This is a genomic window from Candidatus Manganitrophaceae bacterium, assembly GCA_016200325.1.
Taxonomy (GTDB): domain Bacteria; phylum Nitrospirota; class Nitrospiria; order SBBL01; family Manganitrophaceae; genus Manganitrophus.
This window is the reverse complement of record JACQEZ010000011.1, coordinates 47,095-63,855: the sequence shown is the minus strand read 5'-3', so window position 1 is coordinate 63,855 and position 16,761 is coordinate 47,095. Positions and strand designations below refer to the sequence as shown.

Below are 16,761 nucleotides of genomic sequence, written 5' to 3'. Positions count from 1 at the left end.
TACCGATGCGTCATGTTAATTCTCGTCCCTTTTCAGAGCGGTTTATTGAAAGGGGTCGCCCCGACGGATCCATCCCATGATATCGGTCGCCACCTCTTCAACGGCGCGTCCGGAGACGTCGATAATTCCCCATTGCGGATTCTGGCGATAGATTTCGCGGCAGTAGTTCAGCTCCTGGATAATCGCCTCCATGTCGGCATATCCTGCGACGCGGCGGTTCAGACGGGTCAGGCGCGCTTCGCGGATTTCCATCAATCGCTGCGGATCGATAATCAGCGCGACAATTTTGACCGGATCGATGGTTTTGATCTCCTTGGGAAGGGGGATGTTGAGGATGATCGGGATGTTCGCCACCTTATATCCGAACTGCGCGAGGTAGATCGACAACGGAGTCTTGGCGGTCCGGGAGGGGCCGACCAAAACGATGTCGGCCTGGCGGACCCCTTGAAGGTTCTGACCGTCGTCATGTTTTACGGTGAACTGCACCGCCTCTACACGACTAAAATAGTCGGTGTCGATCCGGTGGAGCCGACCCGGCTCGGAGCGGGGACGGCTCTTGAGGAAGTGGCTCATGGCGGTCAGCAACGGTCCGAGGAGATCGACGGCCAGCAGCCCCGATTGCAGCGCCCCTTCTCGTATCTTGAGACGAAGGGACTCGGAGACAAAAGTAAAGATAATAAGGCCCTTGCGCGCCTTTGCCTCTTGAAGAACCTCCTCGATTTGGGATTCGGAGCGGATGTAATGCCGACGGGCGAGTACGATCTTTTCATCGGCAAATTGAGAGAGGGCCGCTTGACAGATTTTCTCTGCGGTCTCTCCCGTCGCATCGGAGACGACGAAAATCGGACGAATCTCGGGGGGGCGCTCGGTCATGGGCGACATCATAACCGATTTGACCCGAAAAGCCAACACGAAGCCGGAAGACAAGATCAATAAGTTTCCAAAAAAGGAGACAATTTTGTCTTTATTCACCTGCGCTTCGGCGATTCTATTTTCCGCTCTTTCATTGATCTTTCATCCCGATTTTGTTAAGCTGGCAACGGTGGCATTTTTCAGATTTCGAATGCCTGAGCCGTCAGGGACAGGCGCGGGTTTCTCTTAACGAAAGGAACGGCGTTCAATGGAGCAGGGGTTGCAAATTCCGCAGCGGATCAGTCGATTGGAGGAGTTGGCCTATAATCTTTGGTGGAGCTGGCATCCGGAAGCAAGGGCCCTCTTTGAGGCGATCGATCGCCCCCTGTGGAAGCAGACAAACCACAATCCCGTAAAGGTATTGGCCGGGGTGTCTTCGGAACGGCTGGCGGAGGCGGCGGAAGACCCGACGTTTCTCCGCCGTTATGACGCCGTACTAAAGGCGCTTGACAGCGATCTCGGCCAGCGGGAGACCTGGTTCGGCCAACGATTTCCGGACTTGGCGAGGGCGTCGATCGCCTACTTTTCAGCCGAGTTCGGCCTCCATAACTCGCTTCCAATTTATTCCGGCGGGCTGGGCCTCTTGGCGGGAGACCATTGCAAGGAGGCGGGGGATCTCGGAATCCCGCTCGTCGGGGTCGGCTTTCTCTATCCGCAGGGCTATTTCCATCAGAAGATCCAAGCCGACGGATGGCAGGAGGCAACCTACCGTCCGCTGGACCTGAACGCGGTGGCGATCCGGCCGACGACCTTCCCGACCGGCCAGAAATTGGTTGAGGTTCCGGTCGGGCCGCGATCGGTCTACATCGCGGTCTGGGAAGTCCGTGTCGGACGGGTGCGTCTCTATCTGATGGATACCGATGTGCCGGAGAACGCGCCTTGGGATCGCGAGCTCTCCGCCCGGCTCTACGGAGGGGATCAGGAGCTGAGGATTCGACAAGAGATCGTCCTCGGCATCGGCGGGGTTCGCCTTCTGAGAGCGCTCGGAATCGCGCCGACGATCTGGCACTGTAATGAAGGACACACCTCGTTCTTAATGTTGGAGCGGATTCGGGAGGGGGTCGCCGCCGGAAAATCGTTTGAGGAGGCGGCGGAGGCGGTTCGAAAGAGCAGCATCTTCACGACGCACACCCCGGTTCCGGCGGGGCATGATGCCTTTCCCGCCTCGCTGATTGAGAAATATTTCTCAAACTATTGGCCGACGTTGGGACTCGACCAGGCACGCTTCTGGGCGCTGGGCCGCAACAAGGAGCCTTGGGGCGAGGCGTTTAACATGACGGTCCTGGCGCTGCACCTGAGCAACGGCCACAACGCCGTCAGCCGATTGCACGGGGAGGTCTCGCGGCGGATGTGGCAACATCTCTGGCCCGATACCGACGTCGAGAAGATTCCGATCCTTTCGATCACCAACGGGGTCCATGTCCCGACCTGGGTGGCGCCGGAGATGAATGATCTCTACAAAAAATACCTCTCTCCCGACTGGGTGCATCATCATGATGATTCGATCCTTTGGCAACGTGTGATGGATATTCCGGACGATCTTCTCTGGGAGACCCGCCAGCACATGAAACGGAAGCTGCTCGGATTTATCCGCGAGCGGGCGAGGACCTCTTGGATTGAAGACCGGGTCGATCCGATTCAGCTCTTGGCGGGGGGGACCCTTCTCGATCCGGAGGCGCTGACCATCGGTTTCGCCCGGCGGTTTACCGCCTACAAGCGGGCAACCCTCCTCTTCCATAGCCTGGAGCGATTGAAAAAGATTCTCGGCAACCGTTGGCGTCCGGTGCAGATCGTCTTTGCCGGAAAGGCCCATCCGGCCGATGAGGTCGGTAAACGATTGATTCAGCAGATTTATAGTTTAGCAAAAGATTCGGGCCTTGCCGGCCACATCGCCTTCGTTGAAAATTATGATATGCATGTCGCCCATTTTTTTATTCAGGGGGTCGATGTCTGGCTGAATACCCCGCGGGCGCCGCTAGAGGCGAGTGGAACGAGCGGCATGAAGGCTTCCCTCAACGGGGTTCCCCAGTTGAGCATCCTTGATGGATGGTGGCCGGAAGGATATAACGGCTCCAACGGGTGGACCTTCGGGTTGACCCCCGGCGCCTCCTTGGATTCAATCTCGCCTGAGATGCAAGATGCGGCCGATGCGGAGAGTCTCTACCGTATTCTGGAGAATGAAGTCATTCCTCTTTATTATCGGCGAGACGCCGACGGGGTGCCGCGAGGATGGATCCAGACGGTCAAAGAAGCGGTCCGATCGGTGGTCCCTTCCTTCTGTGCGCGACGAATGGTCAAGGAGTATGCAGACCGTCTCTATGCGCCGGCGGCACGGGGTTCGAAAGAATAATAAGGAGTTTTCTTGGATCTTGAAGAGCGGCTGATTCGCAGGAAGGTGGTCTATCAGGGAAAGTACATTCGCGCCGAAGAGCAGGTGGTGCGGCTTCCGGATGGGACTGAGGCGACCCGGGAGATCATCGCTCCGCCCGATGCCGTCGGTGTTTTGCCGATTGATCAGACGGGCCGGGTCTATCTGGTCCGGCAATATCGGCCGGCCATTTGCCGGGTCACGCTGGAAATCCCGGCCGGTATTCTAGAGCCGGGAGAAACCTCGTCCGAAACGGCCTCTCGAGAGTGCGAAGAGGAGATTGGGATGAAGCCGGAGCGGCTTGATTTTCTCTTCAGCTATTATCACTCGGTCGGTTTCTCCACCGGAAAGATTGAGGTGTTTCTGGGTCGGGATCTCCGCCCCAGCATAGAGGCCCATACCGACCCGGGAGAGTTCATTGAGGTGGTGACTCTCCCTTTCGAGGAGATCTACCGGCAGGGCCTCACCGGAGAGCTCGTCGACAGCAAGACCCTCCTGGCCCTTCTTTGGTATCGACAGACCCTTCATTAGAGCGGTGTTATTGTAAAGAGAGGGGATTAAAGCGTAATGACGGGTTGTCTTTTTCTAAAGGATTAGGGGAGGCGGCAGAGTCGAACAAAAGATTGAGAATCGCCTTGATCTCTTTGATCGTGAATGGCTTCTGCAGATAAAGGCTTCCTGTTTTCTTAATAAAGTCGGCCGTCGTTCGATTTGCGACGTCTCCCGTCAGGAAGATGATTCGCTTTGCCATCTCCGGGAAATGGGATTGGACCTTGTCGTAAAAGCCGATCCCATCCATCAGCGGCATCTTCACATCCAGAAAGATCGCATCATATCCTCTCTCTTTGAGCAGGCCGGCCGCCTTCCGGCAATCGATCGCTTGATCGACCTCATACCCGATTTTGGAGAGAAGCTGGGTAAGAAGATCGAGTAAGAGCTGCTCGTCATCGATCACAAGGATCCGCTTCATCACCGAACCGATTCTTCAAAGGCCTCTTTATCGATCCGCACCAACCCCTTCTGGATAGCGTAACGGATGAGCTGGGCGACATTGCGCAGCGCCAGCTTGTTCATGATATTGGCCCGGTGGGTTTCCACCGTTTTGACGCGGATACCAAGCTTCTCTGCAACTTCCCTGTTTTTATAACCTTCCGCCACAAGACGGATGACTTCCGTTTCTCGCTTCGTGAGTGCCCTCGGTTCCGGCATGTTTCCTCCTTACTAATTATTCTGAGTTAAGGTTTAGGTGTTCGGGGAAAGACCCACATTGTCAATAACTAGACAGAACTATAGATGTAAACACCCAAATTGAATATCAGAGTTAGTCCGCATTTTCTGTGGGACAAAAACCGGATTTTTCGTAGGTGTTTGTCCTACAGCTACTGTTATATAAGGGGATTTATTCGACCAATTTCTGTTGGATGGCGTAATGGGTGAGCTCGGCGTTATTCTTCATTCTCATCTTTTCCAGAATGCGGGTCCGATAGGTGCTGATCGTCTTGACACTCAACGCGAGCTCATCTCCGATCTCCTTGACCGTTTTCCCGGAGGCAATTAATCGAAGGACTTGGAATTCTCGGTCGGAGAGACTCTCGTGAGGCGGTTTTTCCGACAGCGACTCCAGATTAAAGGCGAGTTTTTCGGCCAGGTGAGGGCTGATATATTTCCCGCCGCGGGCGACCTTTCGAATCGCCTCAACCAGATGGTCGGGAGCGCTCTCCTTGGTTAAGTAGCCTGAAGCCCCGGCGCGGAGAACGCGGACGGCATATTGATCTTCAGGGTAAATGGTGAGCATCAGAACAGGAAGCTTCGGCCGCTCGCTTTTGAGCTGTTTTAAGATGTCGAGACCGCCGCGACCCGGCATCGAAATGTCGAGAACGATCACATCCCACTGATCGTTGCGGACCATATCGAGCATCTCCTGTCCGTCATGGGCCTCTCCCGCCACCACCATATCCGAGGTCTCCGTGAGGATCTGTTTGAGTCCCCGTCGGACGATGGCATGGTCATCGGCAATTAAGATTTTAATCATTTTTCTCTCTGCTGTCGGCTTTCTGGTGAAGGGGAATCTGTACGGTAAGGGTCGTCCCCTCGCCGGGAGATCCACAGATCTCAACCGTCCCTCCCCAATGGCGGGCCCGCTCGCGCATCCCCAAAAGTCCCAACGATTTCGAATGGGTTTTCTGGTTCTCCGTGATTCCTCGACCGTTGTCGCTGACTTTGAGAATGGCAAAACGCTGATTTTTCTCCAGATAGATCCGCGCTTCATCCGCATTGGCATGACGGGCGATGTTGGTCAGCGTCTCCTGGAAGATTCGAAAGACCGCAGTGGATCGTTCCGGATCGAGCGTGATCTCCTCCGGCTCCCGGGTGAAATGGCATTTTATTCGGGTCCGGCTCTGGAACTCTTGAATCTGCCATTCGATGGCGGCGGTCAATCCCAAGTCGTCGAGGACCCCCGGTCTGAGTTCGGTCGAAATTTTACGGAGCGTCCGGATGGTGGTGTCGACCAACTCGGCCATCGATTTGGTCCGCTGACGAAGCAATTCAGGTTTCTTCGGAATGCGTCGCTTCAGCCAAGAGAGCTCCATCTTCAGAATCGTGAGCTGCTGACCCAGCTCGTCGTGAATTTCTCGGGAAATACGCGTTCGCTCTTCCTCGACCATCGAGTTGAGCCGGCCCGATAGACTCCGCAGCTCCTCTTGAGAACGCCTCAGCTCACTTTCCACCGTTCTCTGTAGATTCTCGAGGGCGATTTCCCGCTCCCTCTGACGGTAGCTGTCATAGAGAATTCCCGTCGCATGGGAAAGAATCTCGATCCCTCCTTGCTCGGCCGCGCTGTATCCACGGAGGCGATTTGCGAGTCCGATCATCCCGACCACCTGATTTTCTCGGATGATCGGAACGCCAAGAAAGGTCTGCAGCGGCGGATGTCCCGAGGGAAGGTTCCCTGCGCGAGCATCGTTGGCCGCATCGTTGGACAAGACCACTTTACCGGTCCGAACGACCTCTCCAAAGAGGTTGTCGAGCCGATCAAAATCGATATATCCCTGTTCGCGATAGCTTTGAAGGGCCGCCTGATAAAACGGATGGCCGGCTGCCGCGTCCCACTGGACCCCCTCACGGGCCATCACCCGAAGGCGGGGTCCCTCGATCACCACCCCAATAAAGCCGTACTCACTTTCTGTTTGAGAGAGGGCCGACCGGAGGAGGCGGGAGCTGGTCTCCATCCAGTCGCGGCTGTCGAGATAAGCGGCCATGGCATCGGTGACAGCCGCGAGCTGTTGGGTCTTGATGCGAAGCGCCTCTTCCGCCTGTTTTCGCTCGGTGATGTCCATCATCGCGCCGATCATTCGAACCGCTCTTCCAGCCGGATCGCGAACAACATAGCCGCGATCGAGAAGGGTGGCATAGCTTCCATCTCCCCGACGGAAGCGGTATTCGTCCGACCAGAATTGTTCGCCGCTGTCGATGACCTTTTGAATATTTGCCTCGACCCGCACTTTGTCCTCGGGATGAATTCGGTTTATCCAGGAGTCGACCCCCGGCTCAACCTCCGCCGGTTTATATCCAAAAAAGGTGTAGAAATTTTCATTCCACCAGACGAGATCTTTGATCAGATCCCAATCCCAGACGGCATCATTGGTGGCCCGGGTGGCGAGATGAAAACGCTCATCACTCTTCCGAAGCGCCTCCTCCGTTTTCTTACGATCGGAGATATCGGCGACCACGGCAACCATGCCGTTCATCGTTTGTCCCACACCGGGCAATGGCGCAATTGAAATGCTCAGATCGATGACTGATCCGTCCTTTCGGCGGCGGCGTACCTCTATTCCGGTGAATCCCTTTCCGCTTCCGATCGACTTTTGAAGAACGTCCTCATCCGGTTCCGGGCCGTTAGAAAGGATGGGGAGAGGATGATCGAGGATTTCCGGCTCGCTCCATCCGAAGATCCGTTCCGCCGCAGGGTTCCACATTTTAACCCTCCCTTGCGGATCTAAAGTGAAGATCGCCAACGGGGAGGCATGGATCAGCGCCCGGAGGGTTTCATTCGTTTCTCGCAAGGCCTCTTCAGCACGCCGGCGGTCGGTGATGTCGGTGGCAACCCCCGTAATACGATACGTCTTTCCCGATTCGTCTTTGACTGGAAAGCCCCGATCTCGAATCCAACGGATCGAGCCGTCCGGACGGATGATTCGGTATTCAATGTCGAGCCGCTTTCCCTCGCTCACAGTCACCATCCCGGAGATCAGGCGGGATCGATCCCCGGGATGGACGGCATCGAGGAACGAATGGGGCTCCGCATAAAGGCTCTGGCAGCTGCGGCCCCAGATCTGCTCGTAGGCGGGGCTGATGTAGAGCACCTGGCGGGGAGTGTTTTCCACCACCCAGAAGACCTCATGGATGTTCTCGGCCAGCTGTCTGAAACGTCGCTCCGATTCCTGCAGCTCCCGCTCGGTTTTTCTCGACTCGGTGACATCCTCCGCCAAGACCAGCCATGCCTCTTTCCCCCGAACCAAGATCATATTCCAGGTGATCTCAACCTCAATTAAGGTGCCGTCTTTCTTTCGGTGTGTCCAGAGTCCGCCTTGGACCGGGTCCGGCGGTGTTTTTGTGGTGTCCGCCAGATATTTTTTTAGGAGAGGAATCTCCTCTAGGGGGCGAATATCGAAAAGGGTCATCCGGAGGAACTCTTCACGCGAATAACCGTAGTGCCGAATGGCCGCGTCATTCACCGCCATATATGCCTGCGTCTTCGGATCAACGACCCACATCGGCCAGGGATTTCGATCGAAGAGGAGCCGATATTGTTCTTCGCTTCGTTGAAGGGCCTCCTCTGCATGCTTCTGTTCGGTAATGTCGGTAATAAAACCTTCCAGGAAGAGGAGCTCTCCGGCGGGAGAAAAAACGCCCCGCCCCTGCTCCCAGACCCATTTCTCCTCTCGAGAAGCGGTGAGGATTCGATAGACGAGCTGAAAAGGGTTCTTCTGCTGTAAAGAGGTCTGAACGGTCTCGTAAACCATTTTCCGATCGTCGAAATGAATGAGGCCGCCGAAGGTAATTTTACCTTCGGTAAAATCAGAGGAGGCATAGCCGGTCAAAGGGAAGACGCCGTCGCTGATAAATTCCATCGTCCACCCGCTGTCGTTTCGACACCGATAGACGAGGCCGGGAAGGTTACTGATGAGGGTGGAATAGGTTCTCTGCGTTTCCCGCAACGCCTCCTCTGCCTGTTTCCGCTCGGTAATATCCCGAGTAACGCTTAAGACGGAGCAAATCCCGCCGTGTTGATCTTTGAGAGGAACGGAATGGGTCTCAACCCAGCGGACTCTTCCCTGCAATCCGACCATCCGAAACTGTAAGTGGCCCGACTCGCCTTGACTGGCGGATTGATGGAGCGCCCGATAGCCGAGCCGATCCTCCGGGTGGACCAGCTCAAGCGCATTCTTCCCAACCACCTCCCGCTCCGAGGCAGCCTGAATCATCGCCAGTCCGGCCGGGTTCATGGCGAGGAGGGTTCCGTCGAGTGAAACCGTTTTTACGCATTCGGGTTCGCTGTCGATGATGGCGCGAAGATGGGCTTCGCTTTGTTTGACCGCTTCCCCTGCCCGGAGACGTTCGGTGACATCGTTGGCCAGAACGAGTTTGGCCTTTCTTCCCGAGAAGAGGATGATATCGGAGGTGATTTCTACATTGATGATCGTGCCGTCTTTTTTTTGTGTTCTCCAGATCCCTGCCGGACCGACCCGGGTGCTGATCTGCGGAAGGGCTTTGATGAGCGCCGGGAGTTCTTCGCTTGGACTGTGGTCCTTGATGGTCATGGAGAGGAACTCTTCTCGCGAGAAACCATAGTGGCGAATAGCCGCTTCGTTGACCGCCAGGAAGGCGAGCGTCTCCAGATCGAAGACCCACATCGGGTGTGGGTTGGTTTCAAATAAGAGCCGATATTTTTCTTCGCTTTGCCGCAATTTCTCCTCGGCCCGTCTCCGACCGGTAATGTCAAGGACAAAGCCGACGGTTCTCTCGTGGGAGCCCTCGAGAAATGCGCCACCGATCACCACAGAGATTCTCTTTCCATCTTTACAGGTGAATTCTTTTTCATAAGGGGTACAGACGCCCGTTGCAATCAGTTCATTGAGCGCTTTTAAATCCAGGCTCTGATATTCAGGCGGCGTCATCTCTTTCCAGCTGACATCCCCCCGCTGAAGCTCCTCTCGGCTGTATCCGACCATCTGGAGAAAAGCGTCATTCGCCTCTGTGATGTCTCCGTGGACATCTGAGAAAACGATGCCGAGCATGTTCGAGTCGACAACCCGTCTGAACCGAGCTTCACTTTTCCGCAGGGCCTCCTCCGCCTGTTTATAAGCGGTCCGGTCGGTGAGCAGGCCGATGAACCCTTGAATACGGCCGTTTGCATCGCGGAGCGCTGCGGTCGATAAGCTCATTTTAATGAGAGAGCCGTCTTTTCTTTGACGACTGACTTCCAGACTCGGAAAAGTCCGCCCCTGCAGAAGTGCATCGACCCGTGATTTAAAGTCATCCCTTTGATCGTCGGGAATGATCGGGTTGAAGTGACCGATGACTTCCTCTGCGCGCCATCCGAAGATCTGTTCTGCGGCCGGGTTCCAGGTTTTGATCTTTCCATCCAGATCGAGGGAAATAATGGCCAAGGGCGCCGACTCAATGATGGCTTGAAGGGCCTGATTGGTCCCCCGCAGCACCTCCGCCGCCTCTTTCCGGTCGGTGATGTCTTGCGCCGTTCCGACGATTTGAACCGCCTGGCCTGTTCCATCACAGAGGACTTCTCCCTCCGCATGGAGCGTTCGGACCGCGCCGTCCGGTCGGATGATCCGGTAGTCAAAGCTAAAGGGTCGACCGTCGCGCGCCGAGGTCGAAAGGATTTCGTTCACCCGCTCCCGGTCGGCGGGGTGGCTATATTGCATGACCGCTTCATAAGTCAGCTCTGATTTGGGGCTCAGTCCGTAGATCTGGTAGAGCGCATCGGACCACTGAATGGACCTGCTTTGGAGATCCAGACTCCAGCTTCCGAGGCGCGCGATCTCCTGGGCCTTGGCCAGCTGAGCCTCATTTCTTCGGAGCTTTTCCTCCGCCTCTTTCCGACGGGTGATGTCGTCGACGACTGCAACCAAATACTTCTGTTTTCCCGAGAGGTCAAAGATGGGGGAGACGGTCAGATCGGCCCAAACGATCTGACCGCTTTTTCGGACGTACCGTTTTTCCATCTTATAGTGGCTAATTTTTCCGGTGAGCAGGTGTTCCTTGAGTTCCAGGTTCGGCGTCAGGTCTTCGGGATGGGTAATGTCCTGAAAGGTTCGACCGAGCAGCTCCTCTTTCGTATATCCCATTATTGCAGCCAATCTTTCATTGAGATCGACATAGCTTCCATCGGGAGTCGCCACGGCAATTCCGGAAGGGGCCTGGTCGAAAATGGCTCGGAAACGCTCTTCGCTCTCCCGAAAGTCGACGGTCATGATCTCCGCCAGCTCAATGGCGCGACGGCGTGCGGTCGATGTGGACCAGGTAATATAAGAAAGGAGGAGGGAGACGATGATGCCGCCAAGCAAAATGAGAGGGGGGAGATTTTCTTCCTCTCCCGATTTAAAATGGGAATCGGCAGAAAAATAGATATGCCAGATGCGTCCCGCTATCTCCAAGGAGGTAATCTGTAAATAGCGTGGATCAGGTCCTTCGTTATTCGCATGGAGAATAGCATCACTGTCATAAAGGAGCCGCTCTTTCCTTAAGAGCGAGCGGGGATCGGCTGCTTTCTCCGTTCCTCCATCGAAGATTTCAAAATCAAAATCGCGCGGGATATCCTGCCCCAAGATGCTATGGATAAAGTCGTCCATATTAAAGGCAGCGGCAATGAACCCAATTAAGGCGCGGCGTCTTTCGTCAACGGTGGTCTGGGGCAGCTCATTGTGATAAACCGGCACTCGAATCGAGAATCCGGCCTTTTGAGTGGACATTAAGGTGATTTTTCCGGTAGAGACCGGCTGGCCGGTATCGCGCGCTTGCTCATTGGCCTGTCGGCGTATCGGATCATACCCCATGTCATAACCAAACTGCTTCGGCATCGGAGAGGAAAACGGCTCAATATATTCGATCGGGAAGTAGGCGGGGCGATCTCCCTCGGGGTGGACTGAAAAGGTGGGATAACCGCTTTGATTCAGGCTGCTGTCTTTTCGGACGTGTCTCTCGAACTCGGCTCTCTCCGCTTTTGGCACATACCGGGCGAAGACGATATCGTAAATTCCGGGATAACGCTTCAGATGGAGTGATTCGATATATTTTTTCCAGTCGGCCCGGCTGACCTTCTCGTTTACAACGAAGAGACCGCGGATTGATAAGAGGGTATCCACGTAGGTCTGGAGGCGCTCTTCAATTGCCTGAGATGCTTTTAGGACATGTTTATCAAAGCGGGCCTGTGCGCGATGTTCAATGCTCTGCTTTGTAAAATACCAGGCGGTGCCGGTGAGAAGGAAGGTCAGAAAAAGAACAATGAGAGCGGAAGGGGTGTGTAAGAGTGATGGGATAAAATGCTGAGAGTGCTCAGACGGTGCTCCTGCTGTCCTCTTCTGAGGAGATTGCTTCAAGAGCCTCTATGCTCCTTGATGAAGATCTTCGACCCGACTGTTTGGCCCCACGAAAGGAAGCTTACAGCTTTGTTATCCTACCACCCTGAGCAGTAAAATCAAGCCCTTGAGCAGTTCAAGACGGAGCGCCCTGGAATCTGACGTAATGGATGGGTCGGCGCGGAAGGACACTCTTCGGGATAGGCGGTTTCGCCCTAGGGATCGGCGAGGTGCTGTTTAATCATCTGATAGGCTTCGACGACCCTTCGAAGCTCGGATTCCGCGCTCCGATCGCCTCCGCGGGCATCGGGATGATACTCCTTCGCATAGCGGCGAAACGCGGTGGTCACGTCATTCATTCCCGTCCCTTCTTCAATGCCGAGGATGTGGTAAGCCTCGGTCAACGAAGAGATCTCTCCTCGGGCAGCGGAGGCGCCCGATCCATTCTGTTGGCTGAACTGACTGAAAAAATCTCCGAGATTAAAGGGACGGCGTCTTCTCCGGGACCGATTATAGAGTTGGCTTTCTGCTTCGTCAAGACGGTCTTCCACGTAAGAGATCCGTCCGACGGTCCGATCAAGGTCGGCCAGCGTGGTGGCTTCGTCTATCTGATCCAATATTTTTTGAAAGAGGATTTGAAAATCGAGGAGCTTTTCTTCGATGGTGAAGAAGGAGAAGGCACGGGCGTCGTCGCGGTCAGTTGCGAAAGCGAGGTCGATCTCGATCGTTTCGTTCAGCTCGAAGATGCGCCGCTTGAGACGCCCTTTTCGCTCTTGTAGCTTTTTGGAGAAATCTTCATCGATCATGATCAGATCCAGAAGAAATAATGATCTCCGCCCGACCCGGAGGATTCGCGGCGCGGCTAGCTCTTGATAAAACTGCAGCAGTAGTCGGTCAGGGAGTAGACCTTCAGCTTAAACGTGGTGTGCGCCGCAACGGTGAATTGCTCTCCCCCTTTGATCGGCTTCCATCCCTTCTCTCCTTCGAGCAGCACCTCCAGATTTCCGGAGAGTATTTCCATGATTTCCGAGTCGCCGATCTTAAATTCAAATTCGCCCGGCTGCATGATGCCCAAGGTTTTGCGGCTCCCGTCCGGGAAGAAAACCGTCCGGCTTGTGACCTTTCCGTCAAAGAAGATGTTCGCCGCTTTTTTCACCGTTATATTCTTGAATTCGCTCATGAGGCCTCTCTCTGTGTATATGGGTTGTATGTGGGGCCGGCGCTGGAAGAAGTCTTCGGTTTTAGATCTTCTCACCCGCTGCGTCCTGTCCCACACCTGCTCCCACTTAAATTTTATCAGGCAACGGCGCTGGATATTTCCCGGTTCCTTATTAGGCCTCGCCAGAAGCGCTCTGTCCTGGATTATGTATCCGTTCGAAAGTATTTTGCCTCGGGATGGTGGAAGACGAGGGCGGAGACCGATGCCTCCGGGTCCATCATGTCGCCGTCGGTCAGCTCCACGCCGATCTTTGCGGTGGCGTCGAGCAATCGGAAGAGTTTCCGCTGGTCGGTGAGGTTCGGGCAGGCTGGATAGCCGAAGCTGACCCGGATGCCACGATAGCGGTTCTTCAAGACCTCATGAATCGTCCGCTCCGGTGGATCGGGAATGCCCCAGTCCTTCCGAATTTTCTGGTGCACCCACTCGGCGAATCCCTCCGCCCCCTCGATCGCAATCGCCTGGAGCATATGCGACCGAAGATACTCACCCGCCTCCTTCCACTGGGTGGAGAGGGTGCGGACCCCCTTCCCAAGGGTGACGACGAAGAGGGCGACCGAGTCGATCTCGCTTGATTCTACATCCCGGCAGTAGTCGGAGAGGCAGAGCCGCTCGCCCGCCGGCTGCCGCGGGAAGGTAAAGGTCTCGAGCAGGCGGGTCGGATCGGCAGGATCATAGATCAGCAGATCATCTCCGCGCGATCGGCAGGGGAGATACCGGTAGATCCCCTGGGCGGTGAGGATGCGCTTTGCGAGGATCTCCTCCTGCATCGCCACCACGGAGGCGTGGAGTTTTTCGGCCCGCTCGTCTCGGTCGGCGAGGAGCCGTTCCAGATTGCCCTTTAGGCCGAGATGTTTTCCGTACAGCATCGACGGGTTGATGTAGGAGAAGATCTCCTGTAGCGGTCCTTCCTGGATCAGATGGTGATCGAAGTCGGGCGCTTTCGGCAGGGGAGCATCACGCCGGACATTCGATCGGGTCCGGGCATCCGGCGCGGGCGCCGGCTTCTTCTCCATCCCGTCGGCGATCTTCACCATCGCCGCGCGCTCCGTCTCGGTCTTCTTTAAGAGGGCCGGCCGCTGCCCTTTATCGGCCCATTGATTCGCCAGGTCGAGCCCGTTCATCGCGTCTTTGGCGTAGAAAACCGGTCCGGGGTACTCCGCGGCGATCTTCGTGTCGGTAAAGCGTTTGGTGAGGGCCGCCCCGCCGACCAAAATCGGCACCCCGACGCCGGCGGTTTTGAAGTCTTGCGCCGTGATCACCATCTGCTGGGCCGACTTTACCAACAGCCCGGAGAGGCCGACCATATCGGGCCGCTCTTTCCGGATTGCTTCAATCAAGGTTTCGGGGGGAACCTTGATTCCGAGATTGATGACGTTATAGCCGTTGTTGCTTAAAATAATTTCGACCAGATTTTTCCCGATGTCGTGGACATCCCCCTTCACCGTTGCAAGAAGGATTTTCCCCCGGCTCGAGGCGTCGTTTTTCTCCATGAACTGCTCAAGATGTCTCACGGCGGTCTTCATCGCTTCGGCCGACTGCAGCACTTCGGCAACGATCAGCTCATTGTTGTTGAAAAGCCGTCCCACCTCATCCATGCCGGTCATCAGCGGACCGTTGATGACCTCGAGCGGGGTCGCCTCTTTTAGCTTTAGATCCAGATCATCGATCAGCCCTTCCTTGGAGCCCTCGACAATATAGCGGCCGAGCCGCTCGTTGAGGGGAAGATCGGTGCGGGTCTTCTTGGCGATCCCCTTTTTATCCTTGAAGTGGGCGGCAAAGGCGGCGATCGGATCGTCTCCCCGCCAAAAGATGAGATCCTCGGCCAGCCGGCGTTCCTCCTCCGGGATGGAAGGATACCGCTCCAGCTTCTCGGCGTTGACGATGGCATAATCGAGCCCCGCCTTGACGGTGTGATAGAGGAAGACCGAGTTGAGGATCTCGCGTCCCGCGGTCGGAAGTCCAAATGAGACATTGCTGACCCCCAGGATCGTCTTTACCTCCGGGAAGGCCTCCTTGATCATTCGGATTCCTTCAATCGTCTCGGGCGCCGAGCCGATATAGTTTACATCGCCTGTTCCGACCGGAAAGACCAATGCGTCAAAAATCAAATCGCGGGGGGGCAAGCCGTATTTGTGGACAAGCAAGTTATAAGAGCGCTTCGCGATCTCAAGCTTCCGCTGGCGGGTGACCCCCATCCCCTGGATCGGGTCTTCATCGATGCAGCCGACCACCACCGCGCCGCCATATTTCTTCAGCAATGGGACGATCCGTTCGAAGCGCTCCTCGCCATCTTCCAGATTCATTGAGTTGATGATGCACTTTCCCTGGCAGAGTTTGAGCGCCGACTCAATGACTTCGTGATCGGTCGAGTCGATCATGATCGGCGCTTTGACCTTCTTGTTCAGAATCTGGAGGAACATCTCCATGTCGGCCAATTCATTCCGATCGGGATTGGCCATGCAGACGTCGATTACCTGCGCGCCGTTTCGGACCTGCGCCCGGCCGATCTCGGCCCCTTCCTCGATTTTTCCGTCGATGATCAGCTCTTTGAATTTGCGGCTTCCGATCACGTTGGTCCGCTCGCCGACGATAATGGGACGATTGTCCTCTTCAATTTGAAGAAAATCGATTCCGGAGGCCGCCGGTTTCAGCGTGTTCTTCGGAACGCGCGGTTGGCGTCCTTCGACCATCTTCGCAATCGCCGTGATGTGAGCCGGGGTCGTCCCGCAGCAGCCGCCGATGAGATTCACCCATCCTTCATCGACAAACCGGGAGAGTTTTCCGGCGAGCGATTCGGGGGTCTCCTCGTACTTTCCCTCTTCGTTCGGCAGCCCCGCGTTCGGATAGACCGACACGAGGCAGGTCGCCATGTTCGAAAGCGAGCGGATGTGGTCGGTCATGAACTCCGGCCCGGTGGCGCAATTCAGCCCGATCGAAAGAATGGGGAGGTGCTCCAGCGAGGTGTAGAGCGACTCGACCCCTTGGCCGGCGAGCATCGTTCCGGTCCGCTCAATCGTCGCCGAGATCATAATCGGAACCTCCACCCCGGTCTCTTTCTGGGCCTGGAGAATTCCGATGGCGGCGGCTTTCAGGTTAATCGTGTCCTGGGCGGTCTCCAGCAGCAGCAGATCGACCCCCCCTTCGATGAGTCCTTTCGTCTGCAGCGCAAAGGCTTCGACCAATTGATCGAATGTCACCCCGCCGGTGACGGTGATCGCCTTGGTCGTCGGTCCCATCGAGGCGGCGACGAACCGGGGCTTGGCGGCGGTCGAATATCTCTTTGCGGCCGCTTTTGCGACCTGCGCTCCCGCGCGATTGATCTCAATCACTTTGTCCTGGAGCCCATATTCGGCCAAGACGATGCCGGTTCCGCCGAAGGTGTTCGTCTCGACGATGTCGGCCCCGGCGGCATAATAGGCTTCGTGGATCGATTGGATGACATCGGGGCGGGTCAAATTCAAATGCTCGTTGCACCCTTCGAGCTCCGGCCCTCCAAAATCGGCGGCGGTGAGGTCTCTCGCCTGGATCATCGTTCCCATCGCCCCGTCCAATACCAAAATCCGCTCGCGCAATAACGCTTTCATTAAATCGCTTCCCAAGCATGCCTCCCTAAAAGTCTAGTGGGATTCATTGTAACAAAAAGGGGGTCGGCTCCTCCATCTTTT

10 protein-coding genes are annotated in these 16,761 nt (G+C 55.9%); 2 read left to right on the top strand and 8 right to left on the bottom strand.

Going from position 1 to position 16,761, the window contains the following annotated elements; all coding sequences use genetic code 11:
* Positions 1 to 42: 42 nt before the first annotated feature.
* Positions 43 to 873 (bottom strand): kinase/pyrophosphorylase, encoded by an 831-nt coding sequence (locus HY282_08185; GenBank protein MBI3803725.1) that lies wholly within the window; start codon positions 871 to 873, stop codon positions 43 to 45.
* 247 nt (positions 874 to 1,120) lie between these two features.
* Here HY282_08185 and glgP point away from each other — a divergent pair, with 247 nt between their 5' ends.
* Together glgP and HY282_08175 are read left to right on the top strand one after the other, a co-directional pair.
* Positions 1,121 to 3,262, top strand: a complete 2,142-nt coding sequence (gene glgP / locus HY282_08180) for an alpha-glucan family phosphorylase (GenBank protein ID MBI3803724.1) — start codon at positions 1,121 to 1,123, stop codon at positions 3,260 to 3,262.
* Positions 3,263 to 3,274: 12 nt separating this feature from the next.
* Entirely contained in the window at positions 3,275 to 3,811 is a 537-nt protein-coding gene (locus HY282_08175; GenBank protein ID MBI3803723.1) for an NUDIX hydrolase, read from the top strand.
* Positions 3,812 to 3,818: 7 nt separating this feature from the next.
* On the opposite strand, the gene HY282_08170 is transcribed toward HY282_08175, so the two are convergent.
* The 7 genes from HY282_08170 to metH form a co-directional block, all read right to left on the bottom strand.
* Positions 3,819 to 4,250 (bottom strand): response regulator, encoded by a 432-nt coding sequence (locus HY282_08170; protein ID MBI3803722.1) that lies wholly within the window; start codon positions 4,248 to 4,250, stop codon positions 3,819 to 3,821.
* Positions 4,250 to 4,489 carry a response regulator transcription factor gene (locus HY282_08165; protein ID MBI3803721.1) on the bottom strand — a complete coding sequence of 80 codons (240 nt, stop codon included), beginning with the start codon at positions 4,487 to 4,489 and terminating at the stop codon, positions 4,250 to 4,252. Before HY282_08165 ends, HY282_08170 begins: the two co-directional genes overlap by 1 nt.
* A gap of 190 nt (positions 4,490 to 4,679) precedes the next feature.
* Complete coding sequence (locus HY282_08160) at positions 4,680 to 5,312, bottom strand: response regulator transcription factor (GenBank protein MBI3803720.1); 633 nt, start codon at positions 5,310 to 5,312, stop codon at positions 4,680 to 4,682.
* Complete coding sequence (locus HY282_08155) at positions 5,305 to 11,898, bottom strand: PAS domain S-box protein (GenBank protein ID MBI3803719.1); 6,594 nt, start codon at positions 11,896 to 11,898, stop codon at positions 5,305 to 5,307. Before HY282_08155 ends, HY282_08160 begins: the two co-directional genes overlap by 8 nt.
* Before the next feature lie 194 nt (positions 11,899 to 12,092).
* Positions 12,093 to 12,683: a DnaJ domain-containing protein gene (locus HY282_08150; GenBank protein ID MBI3803718.1), complete on the bottom strand. Its 591-nt coding sequence runs from the start codon at positions 12,681 to 12,683 to the stop codon at positions 12,093 to 12,095.
* 56 nt (positions 12,684 to 12,739) lie between these two features.
* Positions 12,740 to 13,057: a pyrimidine/purine nucleoside phosphorylase gene (locus HY282_08145; protein MBI3803717.1), complete on the bottom strand. Its 318-nt coding sequence runs from the start codon at positions 13,055 to 13,057 to the stop codon at positions 12,740 to 12,742.
* 182 nt (positions 13,058 to 13,239) lie between these two features.
* Positions 13,240 to 16,680, bottom strand: coding sequence for a methionine synthase (metH, locus tag HY282_08140; protein MBI3803716.1), 3,441 nt, complete (start codon positions 16,678 to 16,680; stop codon positions 13,240 to 13,242).
* Positions 16,681 to 16,761 lie beyond the last annotated feature (81 nt).